The following is a 14,108-nucleotide window of genomic DNA, read 5'->3' on the forward strand; positions in this document are numbered from 1 at the left end:
GGGCCGTGGCGGGCACAGGGAATTGTCTTTCGAACCGGTTGCTTCATGAAATTGCTTGCCATCGACTGTGCCGCCAACCTCTGCGCCGCTAGCGTCTATGACGCGACGGCGAAGCGGGAGCTCGGCCGCTCGGTGCTCGATCTCGGCAAGGGCCATGCCGAGCAGCTGATGGCGGTCATCGCCGAAGCGCTGGAGGCAGGGGCAACCGACTATGCAGGTCTTGGCGCCATTGCCGTGTCTGTCGGCCCCGGTTCCTTCACCGGTCTGCGGGTCGGCGTCTCGACCGCGCGTGGCCTGGCGCTGGCGCTGAAGATACCGGCAATCGGAGTGACGACACTGGAGGCGCTGGCTGCCGAAGCAGCGACGGCATTTCCCGGTCGCGCCGTGCTGGCGGCGCTGGATGCCGGCCGTGAGGAGATCCACGCGGCCTTTTATGACGAAAGGTTAGTATTGACTTACGGTCCGGCCGTGGCCACGCTGGCCGACGTGGTGGCAATGGCGATGGCAACGTCTCCGGTGCTTGCCGGCACCGCTGCAGCGCTCATCAGTGCATCGGCCGGGCGCGAATTCGATGTCGGCCCTCGGACGGCCACCGCCGACATTGTCACCTACGCCCGCCTGGCTGCCGCCAAGGGCGCGGGCGAACGGCCGAAACCACTCTACCTGCGCGGCGCCGACGCCAAGCCGCAGGCCGGGTTCATTCTTTCAAGGATCAGACCATGATCCCGAAAAGTGGAAGCCGGTTTTCACGGACAACGGTTCCCGTTTGTCCAGAGATCATGGTCAAACAAGAAAACAAAGATTAGATGCGCATACCTTTTCTCCAACCACGCCGCCGGGACTATGCGCTCGAGCCGCTGAGGATCGCCGACAGTCCGGCGGTCTCGCTGCTGCATCGCGAGGACTTTGTCCGCCCCTGGACCGATGGCGAATTTGCCGCCTTGCTCGAACAGGACACCGTGTTCGGCTATGCCGCGCGCGAAACCGGACAGGGCTCCAAGCCGCCCGTCGGCTTCGTGCTGGCGCGGCTTGCGGCAGGCGAGGGCGAGATCCTGACCGTCGCGGTGGCGCGATCGCATCGCCGGCAGGGGCTGGGCTGGCAATTGATGGACGCGGTGTTGCGCGAACTGCACGCGCAGCGCGCCGAAGCGCTGTTCCTCGAGGTCGACGAGACCAATGTCGCGGCGATCGCGCTTTATCGCCGGCTGGGCTTCCGCGAGGTCGGCAAGCGGCCGAATTACTACAGGTCGGCCGAACACGGACCGACCGGCGCGCTTGTCATGCGCCGCGATCTTCGCTAGCGAGACGGCCGGGATGGGGCGATGATCAAGAAAATCAGGATTTTCCTGGCACTGGGCCTCGTTGTCGCCGGTTCGCTGGTCCTCGTGCCGTTACAGATACTGTCGATGAAGACCGGCTGGTGGCCGGAAACCTTCATCCTCAAGATCTGGCACAGGCTGATCATCAGGGCGCTCGGCATGCGCATCCATGTCAAGGGGACGCTGTCCGACAAGCGCCCGCTGCTGGTTGCGTCCAATCACATCTCCTGGACCGACATCATGGTGCTCGGCTCTTTTGCCGACGTAAAATTCATCGCCAGGGCTGATATGGAAGGCTGGCCGCTGATCGGCATGCTGTCGAAGCTGCAGCGTACCGTGTTCATCGAGCGCGAGCGCAAGCGTTCGTCGGGCGACCAGGCAAGCGAGATTGCCAGCCGCATGGCCAAGGGCGATGCGATGGTGCTGTTTGCCGAGGGCTCGACCGGCGACGGCAATATGGTCCTGCCGTTCAAGAGCACGCTGTTCGGCGCCGCCTCGATGGCGATTTCGGAAGGCGCGGCGGAACAGGTGTTCATCCAGCCGGTGGCGATCGCCTATACGCGTCTGCACGGCGTGCCGCTCGGCCGCCGGCATCGCCCGCTTGCCGCCTGGATCGGCGATGAGGATTTGATGCCGCATCTCAAGGTATTGCTCGCGGAGGGCGCGCTCGACGTCGAGGTGCATTTCGGCGAGGCAATCGCCTTTTCCAAGGGTTCGAACCGCAAGGAGACGTCGAAACTGATGGAAAGCCAGGTGCGTGAGATGATGCAGGCGGCGCTTGCCGACCCGCGGCCGAGCCGCTAGCCCCGGCATGCCCTTGCTGGCGCGGGCCGAGAATCGTCTGTTTTTTGTCACGGAAAGGCGTTAGAAGCCGCCTTATGGACTTGAACACGATAGAAAGCGACGACATCGGCACTATGGCTGGACAGCCGGCAGTGCTTTCCACGGCAGCGAGAAAAGTCTTCATCAAGACCTATGGCTGCCAGATGAATGTCTATGATTCGCAGCGTATGGCCGATGCGCTGGCTGCCGACGGCTATTCCGCGACCGATGCCATTGGCGAGGCGGACCTGGTGCTGCTGAACACCTGTCATATCAGGGAGAAGGCGGCCGAAAAGGTCTATTCCGAGCTCGGCCGTATCCGCGACATGAAAGCCGAGCGTGCCCTGGCCGGCCGCGAGATGCTGGTCGGCGTCGCCGGCTGCGTGGCGCAGGCCGAAGGCGCCGAGATCATCCGCCGTTCGCCGGCCGTCGACCTGGTCATCGGCCCGCAGACCTATCACCGGCTCCCCGACGTGCTGGCGCGGGTGCGCGGCGGCGAAAAGATCGTCGAGACCGACTACGCCATCGAGGACAAGTTCGAGCATCTGCCGCAGCCCAAGCGCGCCGAGGTCATCAAGCGCGGCGTCACCGCCTTCCTCACCGTGCAGGAAGGCTGCGACAAGTTCTGCACCTTCTGCGTCGTGCCCTATACCAGAGGCTCCGAAGTTTCCCGGCCGGTGGCGCAGATTGTCGCGGAGGCTGAGCGCCTGGCTGAAGCCGGGGTGCGCGAAGTGACGCTGCTTGGCCAGAACGTCAATGCCTGGCATGGCCAGGGCGAGAACGGCCACGAGTGGGGCCTTGGCCGCCTGCTGTTCAGGCTGGCCGAAATCCCCGGGCTGGCGCGTCTGCGCTACACCACCAGCCACCCGCGCGACATGGATGACGAGCTGATAGCGGCCCATCGCGATCTGCCGTCGTTGATGCCCTATCTGCATCTGCCGGTGCAATCAGGCTCCGACCGCATCCTCAAGGCGATGAATCGCCGGCACACGGCGAGGGATTATCTGGCGCTGCTCGACCGTATCCGCACTGCCCGGCCTGACATCGCGCTTTCCGGCGACTTCATCGTCGGCTTCCCCGGCGAGACCGAGGCGGATTTCGAGGCGACCATGGAGCTGGTGCGTCAGGTGAATTACGCCTCAGCCTTCTCCTTCAAATATTCGCCGCGTCCCGGCACGCCAGGCGCCGAAATGGCCGATCATGTGCCGGAAGCGGTCAAGGACGAGCGCCTGCAGAGACTGCAGGCTCTGCTTGTGAAGCAGCAGCAGGACTTCGGCTTGAGCCTCGTCGGCAGCACCATCGACACGCTGATCGAGAAGCCCGGCCGCCAGGCCGGCCAGAAGGTTGGCCGCTCACCTTGGCTGCAGCCGGTTATTGTTGATGAAAAGGCCGGCGAAATCGGTGACATTATCCAGGTGCGAATCACGAAGACGGGCTACAACAGCCTGTTCGCCGAATTGGCCTGAGGGTCTCGGCAGATGAGGAGAGACGGTTGAGCGCAGCAGAGCTGAAGAACCTGCCCCCGGTACCGGCATCTGGGGCTTCTGACATGGCGCACATCGTTCTGACTTTCGACAACAACAAGCTTGCCAGCGCCCTTTATGGTCAGTTCGACGAAAACCTCGCCCGGCTCGAGCAGAAGCTTGGCGTCGACATCCGCTCACGCGGCAACCAGCTGACCATCAAAGGGTCCGCTTCTGCCGCCGAGCAGGCGCGCCGCGCCCTGGACAATCTTTACGGCATTCTCCAGAAAGGCGTCGATATCGGCCAGTCCGACGTTGACGGCGCCGTGCGCATGGCGATTGCCGCCGACGATCAGTTGACCCTGCCAACGCTGGAACGCAAGGGCAAGGTCTCCGCCGCCCAGATCGCCACCCGCAAGAAGACGATCTATGCCCGTTCGCTCAACCAGGACGCCTATATGCGGGCGCTGGAACGGTCGGAACTGGTGTTCGGCATCGGCCCGGCCGGCACCGGCAAGACCTACCTGGCGGTGGCGCACGCGGCGATGCTGCTCGAGCGCGGCATGGTCGAGCGCATCATTCTCTCGCGGCCGGCGGTCGAGGCCGGCGAGCGGCTGGGCTTCCTGCCCGGCGACATGAAGGAGAAGGTCGATCCCTATCTGCGGCCGCTCTATGACGCGCTCTACGACATGATGCCGGCCGACAAGGTCGAGCGCGCCATTGCCGCCGAAGTGATCGAAATCGCGCCGCTTGCCTTCATGCGCGGCCGCACGCTGGCGCATGCCGCCGTCATCCTCGACGAGGCGCAGAACACCACGCCGATGCAGATGAAGATGTTCCTGACGCGTCTGGGCGAAAACTCGCGCATGATCGTCACCGGCGATCCGACCCAGATCGACCTTCCCTCGAACACCAAATCGGGCCTGGTCGAAGCCTTGCGGGTGCTGGACGGCGTGGCGGGCGCGGTCACCGTGCGCTTCAACGACGGCGACGTGGTTCGCCATCCGCTGGTGGCGGAAATCGTCAGGGCCTACGACCGGGACGCCAAGCTGGCGCGTGGCCTCGGCGCCGAGAATTGATGTTGGCGATGCGGCTTCATGCCTGAGGACATAATATCCGGCGACGGGAATATTCCCGTCGACATCGACATAGCGGTTGAGGCGGGCAACTGGCCCGACGAGGCAAGCCTGACGCGGCTGGTCGATCGGGCCGTTAAGGCGGCTTTTGCCGAAACCGGCGTGGCGGGCCGTTCCGAACTCAGTCTCGTTTTTTCCGACGACGCCCATATCCAGGTTCTCAACGCCGGCTGGCGCGGCAAGGACAAACCGACCAACGTCTTGTCTTTCCCGGCTTTTCCGTTTGCGCAGGGCGGTCCGTTGCCGCCGATGCTGGGCGACATCGTGCTGGCCGCCGAAACGGTCGCCCATGAAGCGGTACTGGAAGACAAGCCTGTCGAGAACCATATCACCCATCTCGTCATCCACGGCCTGCTGCATCTGCTGGGCTACGATCACGAGACCGAGGCCGAGGCCGAGGCGATGGAAGCCGTCGAACGCGCGGCGCTTGCAAGGCTTGCCATTCCCGACCCCTACGCGTAACTACATCTGACCAATTGACCGGACGACGATGAACGACAAACCAGAGACTGCCGCCCGCCCCGACGCCGGCAGTGCAACCAAGGCTTCCGATACGTCGGAAGAGGGATCAAGTCCGAGTACCGTTACCTCTGGTGCTAGCAGTACCTCTGCTGCTGCCGGCACCTCTGGTGCTGCCAGCATCGGCAGCGCTGCCAGCGAGACATCGCCTGCCGGTCCCTCCCTGTTCGACCGCGTTCTTGGCCTGTTCAGGCAACGCAACGGAACCAGCCTGCGGGAGGAAATCGCCGGCGCGCTTGCCGAGACAACGAGCGATGCCGGCGCCTTCTCGCCCGGCGAACGCGCCATGCTCAACAACATCCTGCGGCTGCGCGAAGTGCGCGTCGAGGACGTCATGGTACCGCGCGCCGACATTCAAGGGGTCGAAATCACGACGACGCTCGGCGATCTGCTGGGCACCTTTGAGCAATCCGGCCATTCCCGCATGCCGGTCTATTCAGAGACCCTCGATGATCCGCGCGGCATGGTCCATATCCGTGATGTGCTGGCCCACATCACCAAGATCGCGCGCGTCAAGAAGGGCCGCTCGACCAGGAAAACACCCGTCGCCACGGTTCTCGATCTCGCCCAGGTCGATCTCGCACGCACCATTGGCGACCTCAATCTGATCCGCCCGGTGCTGTTCGTGCCGCCGTCGATGCTCGCCTCCGACCTGATGGCTCGCATGCAGACGACGCGCACGCAAATGGCGCTGGTCATCGATGAATATGGCGGCACCGACGGCCTTGCCTCGCTGGAAGACATCGTCGAGATGGTGGTCGGCGACATCGAGGACGAGCATGACGACGACGAGCCGATGATCACCCAGAGCGGCGACGGCGTGTTCATCGTCGATGGCAAGGCCGAGATCGACGACGTCGCCAAGATGATCGGCGGGGATTTCGCCGCCGGTGAACATGGCGAATATGTCGACACCATCGGCGGCATGATTTTCAACACGCTTGGCCGTGTTCCGGCCCGCGGCGAGGTGGTGCAGGCCATACCCGGTTTCGAATTTCACGTCCTCGACGCTGATCCGCGCCGCGTCAAGCGCGTGCGCATCGTGCAGAGCCAGAAGGGTGAGCGTCGCCGGCGTGCCACGGCGCGCACCGAACAGGCGTGAGCGTTTCGCTCGCACGATGACTATCGACGACCCGTTCAAGCATCCAAGTCTGGGCTCTGGTGTTTTCTACAAGGATCCTGGTGCCGCGCTGGACTGGCTGGAAGCCGCTTTCGGCTTCGAGCGCAGCATGGTGGTCAGCGATGCCGAGGGAAAGCTCATCCATGCAGAGATGCGGTTCGGCGACAGCTACATCATCGTCGATTCCGAGTGGAGCGATTACGTCGCCAGCCCGGCTTCGATCTTGGGCAAGAACACGCAGTCGATCTACGTCAGGCTGAAGGGTGGCCTGGATGCGCATTGCGAGCAGGCGCGGGCGCTCGACGCTGATATAATCCAGGAGCCGGCGGATCAGTTCTACGGTGAGCGCCAGTATCGTGCACGCGACCCCGAGGGCCATGTCTGGACCTTCACGCAGACCATCCGTTCGGTTCCGCGCGAGGAGGCCGAGCGGCTGGGGGGCGTTCAAATCGAGGGTTGGCACCGGTAGGCAGGGCCGGAGCTGTGCATCTCAGCCAGCCCATCCGCCGTTTGGAGCGCGGAGCGCAGCCTGTTAAATCTTGTGTCCTGATTCGCGACTCGGAAGTATGCATGGAGCGCCTCACCGGCCGGATAATTCTGCTTTGGGGTTGGCGGCGTGCGCTCGTGGCGTTTCTCGCAGGCGCCCTCGCGGTGCTTGGGCAGGCGCCTTACGACTTCTTCGCCGCCTGTTTCGTCTCGTTCCCGCTGCTGGTCTGGCTGCTCGACGGCGCCACCGGCGAAGCTTCAGGCAGTCTGTTCCGGCGTCTGCGGCCGGCTTTCGCCGTCGGTTGGTGGTTCGGTTTCGGCTATTTCCTCGCCGGCCTCTGGTGGATCGGCTCGGCGCTGCTGGTCGAGGCCGACAGCTTTGCCTGGGCGCTTCCCTTCGCGGTGGTCGGCATTCCTTTCATGCTCGCCTTTTTCTACGGCTTTGCGGCAATCGTTGCTCGGCTGCTGTGGAGCAACGACATTGGCCGCATCGCCGCCCTTGCCTTCGGCTTCGGCCTGGCGGAATGGCTGCGCGATTTCCTGTTCACCGGTTTTCCCTGGAATGCCGTCGGCTACGCGGCCATGCCCGTGCCGCTGCTGATGCAGAGCGTCTCGGTGACGGGCATGATCGGCATGAACGCGCTCGCGGTGTTCGTCTTCGCACTGCCGGCACTGCTGGCGGCACGTCGGCACCTGCGCCTCGGCGCGGCACTGTTTGTCGTGCTCGTCGCTGCCCATGTCGGCTTCGGCTATATCAGGCTTGCCGCTCCCGAACCGCCGGCTTCACGCAGCCTGGATGTCCGCATTGTCCAGCCGGCCGTGGACCTGTCGGAAAAATGGGATGCCTCGGTGCGCGACCGCATCTTCGCGGTCCTGATGGGGCTCTCGGGCAAGGCGCCGGATCCAGGCCATCAAAAGCCGCAACTGATCCTGTGGCCCGAAACCTCGGTGCCGTTCCTCTTCACCGAGCGTCCGGACGCATTGACGGCGCTGGGGGATATGCTCGGACCCGGCCAGATGCTGATTGCCGGCGTCGTCCGCGAGGAAGGCGGCTCGGCCGCAAATGCCGACAGCCGCTACTACAACTCCGTGGTGGCGATCGACGACAAGGGTGAAATCACCGACGCCGTCGACAAGGTTCACCTGGTGCCGTTCGGCGAATACCTGCCTTTCGCCGATCTGCTCCAGCGTTTCGGCATCGAGCAACTGGTTGCCGGGCCGATGAGTTTCGCGGCCGGCAATGAGCGGCACGCCATCACGCTACCCGACGGCATCCGTGCGCTGCCATTTATCTGTTATGAGGTGATCTTTCCCGATCTTGTCGCAGTTGACGCTGCGTCAGCGCAGCTTATTGTGAACGTTACCAATGATGCGTGGTTCGGCGACACGCCGGGTCCGTATCAGCATTTCAGGCAGGCCCAGATCCGTGCGGTGGAAAATGGATTGCCATTGGTGCGTGCCGCCAACAACGGCATCTCGGCCGTCGTCGATCCGCGCGGGCGCATCGTCGATGCGCTTGCTATCGACGCGCGCGGCGCCATCGATGCCCACATACCGATTTCCGGACAGGCGCTCATATCTCCCGGCCAACGGCGCATTAACGGAATGCTGATCATGTTGCTGTTTGCCGTTGGGGCAGCGCTGTTGAACGTAAGGCAAAGGCTACGGGTGAATTGACAGCCAACACATTAGAAACTCATACTGTAAGTGCCTGAAAATTTCTCGAAGCCGGTGGATCGTTCTGTTGGGGCAGTTGCCTCCGGCTTTGTTTGGGCAGGAAAAAATAGAGAAAGCCGAAAAAATTCGGCGAGGAAAAAATGACAGAAGATAACAAGAAGAAACCGAATCCGATCGACATCCATGTTGGCAGTCGCATTCGGCTTCGCCGCAACATGCTTGGAATGAGCCAGGAAAAGCTGGGAGAAAACCTCGGCATCACATTTCAACAGATTCAGAAATATGAAAAGGGCACCAACCGCGTCGGCGCCAGCCGTCTGCAGGCGATCGCGTCCATACTCGGCGTGCCTGTCGCTTTCTTTTTTGAGGATGCGCCCGGCCAGGAGCCTGTGGCGGGCCGTGGATTTGCCGAGGACGCTTCGATGGCTTTCGCTGTCGAATTCTGCGGCAGCCCTGAAGGCCTTCAGCTCAACCGGGCCTTTGTCAAGATCGCCGACGCCAAGGTGCGCCGCAGGATCATAGACCTGGTCAAGTCCCTCTCCGCCGACGATCCCGACTGATCCTCAATCACGCCAGGACCGGCGGCGCCCCGCCGCCGGTGGCACAAGATAACGGCATCGACATTCATGCCAGAGCCGAAGCACCGCTTGACGAGCGGCGCTTCGCCCCGCTAACACGTGGCGCGCCAAAATCGGCAGCCTGCCGATCGTTTTTCAAGAGGGGACACCCGTGACGCGGCAGAACTACTTCTTTACCTCGGAATCCGTTGCCGAGGGCCATCCCGACAAAGTCTGTGACCGGATTTCCGACGAGATCGTCGATCTGGTCTATCGCGAAGCCAAGAAGACCGGCATGGACCCGTGGAAAGTCCGTGTCGCCTGCGAGACGCTGGCCACCACCAACCGTGTCGTCATCGCCGGCGAAGTGCGCGTCCCGGAAACGCTGCTGAAGAAGGACAAGGCAGGCAACATCCTCAAGGATGCCGCCGGCCATCCGGTCGTCAATCCGGCCAAGTTCAAATCGGTCGCCCGCAAGGCGATCCGCGAAATCGGCTACGAGCAGGCCGGCTTCCACTGGAAAACGGCGAAGATCGAGGTTCTGCTGCACGGCCAGTCGCCTGACATAGGCCAGGGCGTCGACAACGCTGCCGACCGTCAGGGCGAAGAGGGTGCCGGCGACCAGGGCATCATGTTCGGTTATGCCTGCCGCGAGACGCCGGATTTGATGCCGGCGCCGATCTACTACAGCCACAAGATCCTCGAACTGCTGGCTGCTGCCCGTCACGAAGGCAGCGGTGAAGCCGGCAGGCTCGGGCCGGATGCCAAGAGCCAGGTCACCGTTCGCTATGTTGATGGCAAGGCCGCCGAGGCGACGCAGATCGTGCTGTCCACGCAGCATCTCGATGCGAGCTGGGATTCAAAGAAGGTCCGCAAGGTCGTCGAACCCTATATCCGCGAGGCGCTGGGCGACCTCAAGATCGCCGACGATTGCATGTGGTACATCAATCCGACCGGCAAGTTCGTCATCGGCGGGCCGGACGGCGACGCCGGCCTGACCGGCCGCAAGATCATCGTCGACACCTACGGTGGTGCCGCACCCCATGGCGGCGGCGCCTTCTCCGGCAAGGACACCACCAAGGTGGATCGTTCGGCAGCCTATGCGGCGCGCTACCTGGCCAAGAACGTGGTGGCGGCGAAACTCGCCGACCGCTGCACCATCCAGCTCTCCTACGCCATCGGCGTCGCCCAGCCGCTGTCGGTCTATGTCGACTTGCATGGTACCGGCAAGGTCGACGAGGCAAAGCTCGAGGACGCGCTGCGCACGGTGATGGATCTGTCGCCGTCGGGCATCCGCCGTCACCTCGATCTCAACAAACCGATCTACGCCAAGACGTCGTCCTACGGCCATTTCGGCCGCAAGGCCGGCCGTGATGGGTCTTTCTCCTGGGAAAAGACCGATCTCGCCAAGGCGCTCAAGGACGCGGTCGCCGCCTGACAGCGGCGCCGCGAAGTCCCGCCATGGATCCGAAGGACAGACCAAGCCGCGCGACCGAAGCCTTTTTCGGTCGCCGGCGCGGCAAGACCATGCGTCCGCAACAGGCGGCCGCGCTGGAAAGCGGCTTCGGTGCATATCGGCTCGATCTGGCGGCCGAGCCGCCGGCCGATCTGCAAACTCTGTTTCAAACCGATGTCAGCGCGGTTCGCCTCGAGATTGGCTTCGGCGGTGGCGAACATCTCCTGCACCGCGCGACCGAGGCGCCTTCGATCGGCTTTATCGGCGTCGAGCCCTTCGTCAACGGCATGGCCAAGATGATGATGGCGGTGCGCGAGAAACCGCTCGCCAATCTGCGGGTTTATGACGACGACGCCACAAGGCTGCTCGACTGGCTGCCGCAGGCCTCGCTCGGCGGCATCGATCTGCTCTATCCCGACCCCTGGCCGAAGAAGAAACACTGGAAGCGACGTTTCGTAAGCCCGGTCAATCTCGAGCGGTTCGCGCGCGTGCTGAAGCCTGGTTCAAAATTCCGCTTCGCCTCCGACATCGACACCTATGTCAACTGGACCTTGCTGCATTGCCGCGCGCATGGCGCGTTCGCATGGCAGGCTTGCGAGGCGGCGGACTGGCACCGGCCCTATGATGGATGGCCGGGCACCCGTTACGAGGCCAAGGCCATTCGTGAGGGCCGGCGGCCGGCCTATCTTACCTTCATTCGGAAATAAGCTCGCGGTCTTAGAGCAATTCCAGAAAAAGTGTGAAACGGTTTTCCGTCCGGAATTGCGTCAAAGCTAAAAGCGGCGGCCGATGCGATCGAAGGCGGCCGGCTCGACGCCGAGGTTGCGCAGGTCGTCGGCGCGCGGCCTGCGACCGGCTTCCACGGCCCGTGAAGCGGCCACGGCGCTGCCGAATACGGTGAAGAAGTCGCCTATTGCAGAAAATATCTTGCGATTGCTCATGATCATGTCCTTTCGCGCACGTGTGGCGCACAGCCACCTTTGTGCAGCGCAGCGTAAGTAGGTGCGTTTCAGCGCCGATCCCATGGGGGCCGCCGCATGGGCGCCATGCGCTCCATGCAACGCTGGCGGGGCCACCTCGATGGCAGCGTTGCCCGACCAGCATAGCGGGCTTGAAACACAGGCCGCGATCGTCTATATCAGCCTCAAATTCTTGGTCGGTATGACGAAGAGTGGGTCCACCCGGTCCCGCTCTTTTTTATTACCTGCCGATAACTTGGTAGAGAACGACAGGGCTTCAATGACTGCAACGGCAAGCGAGGGCGACGATCGTATCATCCGCGAAAGCGGCATCGATGCGCGCATCGCGCTGATCGTCCAGCCGGTTCTGCGCGGCATCGGCTTCCGCCTCGTGCGGGTGCATCTGTCGGGCCAGAACGGGCTGACGCTGCAGATCATGGCCGAACGCGAGGACGGCACCATGACCGTCGAGGATTGCGAAGAGGTCAGCCGCGCGGTGTCGCCGGCGCTCGATGTCGATGATCCGATCGAAAAGGCCTACCATCTTGAAGTCTCGTCGCCCGGCATCGACCGGCCGCTGGTCCGCAAATCGGATTTCACGACCTGGACGGGTCATCTGGTGAAAATGGAAACATCGATCGTCGTCGCCGACCGCAAGCGCTTCAAGGGCAAGATCGCCGAAGCCGGCGAAGACGATGTGCTGATCGAGCGCGACAAGGCAGCCTATGGCGAGGAGCCGACGGTGCGCGTCCCCTATGACGCGATTGCCGATGTGCGCCTGATCCTGACCGACGATCTCATCCGCGATGCCCTGTCGAAGGACAACAGGGCGCGCAAGGAAGCCAAGAAGCGCCGCGGCGAACCGGACGACGACGAGTCGGGTGCGGAAGCGGACGCCACGGAAGAACACGAACAGGAACTATGATTGAGCTGCCGGGCGCAAAGGTCCGGCAAACAAGCTCGGGAGAAAAACGATGGTTGTAAGCGCCAACAGACTTGAATTGCTGCAGATCGCCGACGCGGTCGCGCGTGAAAAGTCGATCGACAAGTCGATCGTCATCGCCGCCATGGCCGATGCGATCCAGAAGGCGGCGCGCTCGCGTTACGGTCAGGAGACCAACATCCGCGCCGACATCAACCCGAACACCGGTGAGATGAAGCTGCAGCGGCTGATGGAAGTGGTCGAGAAGGTCGATGACTATGCCACGCAGATCGCCATTTCCTCGGCTCGCGAGCGCAATCCCGACGCCCAGCTCGGCGACTTCATCGCCGAACAGCTGCCGCCCATGGATTTCGGCCGCATCGCCGCCCAGTCGGCCAAGCAGGTCATCGTCCAGAAGGTCCGCGAGGCCGAACGCGACCGCCAGTATGACGAGTACAAGGACCGCATCGGCGAGATCGTCAACGGTACCGTCAAGCGCGTCGAATACGGCAATGTCATCGTCGATCTCGGCCGCGGCGAAGCGATCATCCGTCGCGATGAGCTGATCCCGCGCGAGAACTACAAATATGGCGACCGCGTCCGCGCCTATGTCTACGATGTGCGCCGCGAGCAGCGCGGCCCGCAGATCTTCCTGTCGCGCACCCATCCGCAGTTCATGGCCAAGCTGTTCACCATGGAAGTGCCGGAAATCTATGACGGCATCATCGAGATCAAGTCGGTCGCCCGCGACCCAGGTTCGCGCGCCAAGATCGCCGTCATCTCGCGGGACTCTTCGATCGATCCGGTCGGCGCCTGCGTCGGCATGCGCGGCAGCCGCGTCCAGGCCGTCGTCGGCGAATTGCAGGGTGAGAAGATCGACATCATTCCGTGGTCGCCTTCTGCGGCGTCCTTCATCGTCAATGCGCTGCAGCCGGCGGAAGTCGCCAAGGTCGTGCTCGACGAGGATGCCGAACGCATCGAAGTCGTGGTTCCCGACGACCAGCTGTCGCTGGCCATCGGTCGCCGCGGCCAGAATGTGCGTCTGGCTTCGCAGCTGACCGGCTGGGATATCGACATCCTGACCGAAGCCGAAGAATCCGAGCGCCGCCAGAAGGAATTCGTCGAGCGTTCGTCGCTGTTCATGGAAGCCCTCGACGTCGACGAGATGGTCGGCCAGGTGCTGGCCTCCGAAGGCTTCACCAGCGTTGAGGAAGTCGCTTATGTCGATTCCGGCGAGATCGCTTCTATCGACGGTTTCGACGAGGACACCGCTTCGGAAATCCAGACCCGCGCCCGCGAATATCTGGAGAAGATCGAGGCCGAGCACGACGACAAGCGCAAGGCGCTCGGCGTTTCGGACGAATTGCGCGAAATCCCCGGCGTCACCACCGCCATGATGGTGACGCTTGGCGAGGACGGCGTGAAGACGATCGAGGATTTCGCCGGCTATGCCGCCGACGACCTGACCGGCTGGAAGGAACGCAAGGACGGCGAGACAAAAGTCTATCCGGGCGTGCTGGCCAATCATGGCGTGACCCGCGCAGACGCCGAACAGATGGTTCTGGCCGCCCGCCTCAAGGCCGGCTGGATCACCGAAGACGAGCTTGCAGCCGAAGAAGTCTCGGCTGACGAAGCCGTTGGTGCGTGAGGTGAAACCGCATCGCACCGAACC

The 14,108-nt window shown here is 63.1% G+C and carries 15 protein-coding genes; 14 read left to right on the plus strand and 1 reads right to left on the minus strand.

Annotated features, from left to right (window positions below):
* The first annotated feature begins 45 nt into the window (after positions 1–45).
* From tsaB to trmB, 12 genes are all read left to right on the plus strand, one after another.
* Positions 46–723 (plus strand): tRNA (adenosine(37)-N6)-threonylcarbamoyltransferase complex dimerization subunit type 1 TsaB, encoded by a 678-nt coding sequence (gene tsaB / locus A4R29_RS03275; RefSeq protein WP_013527910.1) that lies wholly within the window; start codon positions 46–48, stop codon positions 721–723.
* 83 nt (positions 724–806) lie between these two features.
* The gene (gene rimI, locus A4R29_RS03280) at positions 807–1,301 is read left to right on the plus strand and encodes a ribosomal protein S18-alanine N-acetyltransferase (RefSeq protein ID WP_024503455.1); all 495 of its coding nucleotides are present in this window, start codon (positions 807–809) and stop codon (positions 1,299–1,301) included.
* Positions 1,302–1,322: 21 nt separating this feature from the next.
* Positions 1,323–2,123, plus strand: a complete 801-nt coding sequence (gene olsA / locus A4R29_RS03285) for a lyso-ornithine lipid O-acyltransferase (RefSeq protein WP_063169990.1) — start codon at positions 1,323–1,325, stop codon at positions 2,121–2,123.
* A gap of 113 nt (positions 2,124–2,236) precedes the next feature.
* Positions 2,237–3,607, plus strand: a complete 1,371-nt coding sequence (gene miaB, locus A4R29_RS03290; protein ID WP_244506962.1) for a tRNA (N6-isopentenyl adenosine(37)-C2)-methylthiotransferase MiaB — start codon at positions 2,237–2,239, stop codon at positions 3,605–3,607.
* An 83-nt stretch (positions 3,608–3,690) separates the two neighbouring features.
* Positions 3,691–4,683 (plus strand): PhoH family protein, encoded by a 993-nt coding sequence (locus A4R29_RS03295; RefSeq protein ID WP_023758127.1) that lies wholly within the window; start codon positions 3,691–3,693, stop codon positions 4,681–4,683.
* 18 nt (positions 4,684–4,701) lie between these two features.
* Positions 4,702–5,202, plus strand: a complete 501-nt coding sequence (ybeY, locus tag A4R29_RS03300; protein WP_013527905.1) for an rRNA maturation RNase YbeY — start codon at positions 4,702–4,704, stop codon at positions 5,200–5,202.
* 28 nt (positions 5,203–5,230) lie between these two features.
* A complete protein-coding gene (locus tag A4R29_RS03305) occupies positions 5,231–6,361 on the plus strand; it encodes a hemolysin family protein (protein ID WP_063171169.1) in 1,131 nt (376 codons plus the stop codon).
* Between the two features lie 16 nt (positions 6,362–6,377).
* Positions 6,378–6,848 (plus strand): VOC family protein, encoded by a 471-nt coding sequence (locus A4R29_RS03310; RefSeq protein WP_063171170.1) that lies wholly within the window; start codon positions 6,378–6,380, stop codon positions 6,846–6,848.
* 101 nt (positions 6,849–6,949) lie between these two features.
* Complete coding sequence (gene lnt / locus A4R29_RS03315) at positions 6,950–8,542, plus strand: apolipoprotein N-acyltransferase (RefSeq protein ID WP_063171171.1); 1,593 nt, start codon at positions 6,950–6,952, stop codon at positions 8,540–8,542.
* Positions 8,543–8,682: 140 nt separating this feature from the next.
* Complete coding sequence (locus A4R29_RS03320) at positions 8,683–9,102, plus strand: helix-turn-helix domain-containing protein (protein ID WP_013527901.1); 420 nt, start codon at positions 8,683–8,685, stop codon at positions 9,100–9,102.
* Positions 9,103–9,271: 169 nt separating this feature from the next.
* Positions 9,272–10,537: a methionine adenosyltransferase gene (metK, locus tag A4R29_RS03325; protein ID WP_024503461.1), complete on the plus strand. Its 1,266-nt coding sequence runs from the start codon at positions 9,272–9,274 to the stop codon at positions 10,535–10,537.
* Between the two features lie 23 nt (positions 10,538–10,560).
* Positions 10,561–11,262: a tRNA (guanine(46)-N(7))-methyltransferase TrmB gene (trmB, locus tag A4R29_RS03330; RefSeq protein WP_063171172.1), complete on the plus strand. Its 702-nt coding sequence runs from the start codon at positions 10,561–10,563 to the stop codon at positions 11,260–11,262.
* Between the two features lie 66 nt (positions 11,263–11,328).
* On the opposite strand, the gene A4R29_RS32575 is transcribed toward trmB, so the two are convergent.
* Entirely contained in the window at positions 11,329–11,496 is a 168-nt protein-coding gene (locus A4R29_RS32575; RefSeq protein WP_013527898.1) for a hypothetical protein, read from the minus strand.
* 298 nt (positions 11,497–11,794) lie between these two features.
* Between A4R29_RS32575 and rimP the strand changes: the two genes are divergently transcribed.
* Together rimP and nusA are read left to right on the plus strand one after the other, a co-directional pair.
* On the plus strand, positions 11,795–12,439 hold the full coding sequence (rimP, locus tag A4R29_RS03335) for a ribosome maturation factor RimP (protein WP_013527897.1): 645 nt from the start codon (positions 11,795–11,797) through the stop codon (positions 12,437–12,439).
* Positions 12,440–12,488: 49 nt separating this feature from the next.
* Complete coding sequence (gene nusA / locus A4R29_RS03340; protein ID WP_013527896.1) at positions 12,489–14,084, plus strand: transcription termination factor NusA; 1,596 nt, start codon at positions 12,489–12,491, stop codon at positions 14,082–14,084.
* Positions 14,085–14,108 lie beyond the last annotated feature (24 nt).

This window comes from Mesorhizobium ciceri biovar biserrulae, assembly GCF_001618845.1.
GTDB classification, from domain to species: Bacteria; Pseudomonadota; Alphaproteobacteria; order Rhizobiales; family Rhizobiaceae; genus Mesorhizobium; species Mesorhizobium ciceri.

What these genes read in the sequence shown, in the direction of transcription:
- A4R29_RS03310 (WP_063171170.1), top strand. Translation starts at nt 6,378, where the DNA reads ATGACTATCGACGACCCGTTCAAGCATCCAAGTCTGGGCTCTGGTGTT.
- miaB (WP_244506962.1), top strand. Translation starts at nt 2,237, where the DNA reads ATGGCTGGACAGCCGGCAGTGCTTTCCACGGCAGCGAGAAAAGTCTTC.
- rimP (WP_013527897.1), top strand. Translation starts at nt 11,795, where the DNA reads ATGACTGCAACGGCAAGCGAGGGCGACGATCGTATCATCCGCGAAAGC.
- A4R29_RS03320 (WP_013527901.1), top strand. Translation starts at nt 8,683, where the DNA reads ATGACAGAAGATAACAAGAAGAAACCGAATCCGATCGACATCCATGTT.
- nusA (WP_013527896.1), top strand. Translation starts at nt 12,489, where the DNA reads ATGGTTGTAAGCGCCAACAGACTTGAATTGCTGCAGATCGCCGACGCG.
- olsA (WP_063169990.1), top strand. Translation starts at nt 1,323, where the DNA reads ATGATCAAGAAAATCAGGATTTTCCTGGCACTGGGCCTCGTTGTCGCC.
- A4R29_RS32575 (WP_013527898.1), bottom strand. Translation starts at nt 11,496, where the DNA reads ATGAGCAATCGCAAGATATTTTCTGCAATAGGCGACTTCTTCACCGTA.
- tsaB (WP_013527910.1), top strand. Translation starts at nt 46, where the DNA reads ATGAAATTGCTTGCCATCGACTGTGCCGCCAACCTCTGCGCCGCTAGC.
- trmB (WP_063171172.1), top strand. Translation starts at nt 10,561, where the DNA reads ATGGATCCGAAGGACAGACCAAGCCGCGCGACCGAAGCCTTTTTCGGT.
- ybeY (WP_013527905.1), top strand. Translation starts at nt 4,702, where the DNA reads ATGCCTGAGGACATAATATCCGGCGACGGGAATATTCCCGTCGACATC.
- rimI (WP_024503455.1), top strand. Translation starts at nt 807, where the DNA reads ATGCGCATACCTTTTCTCCAACCACGCCGCCGGGACTATGCGCTCGAG.
- A4R29_RS03305 (WP_063171169.1), top strand. Translation starts at nt 5,231, where the DNA reads ATGAACGACAAACCAGAGACTGCCGCCCGCCCCGACGCCGGCAGTGCA.
- A4R29_RS03295 (WP_023758127.1), top strand. Translation starts at nt 3,691, where the DNA reads ATGGCGCACATCGTTCTGACTTTCGACAACAACAAGCTTGCCAGCGCC.
- lnt (WP_063171171.1), top strand. Translation starts at nt 6,950, where the DNA reads ATGGAGCGCCTCACCGGCCGGATAATTCTGCTTTGGGGTTGGCGGCGT.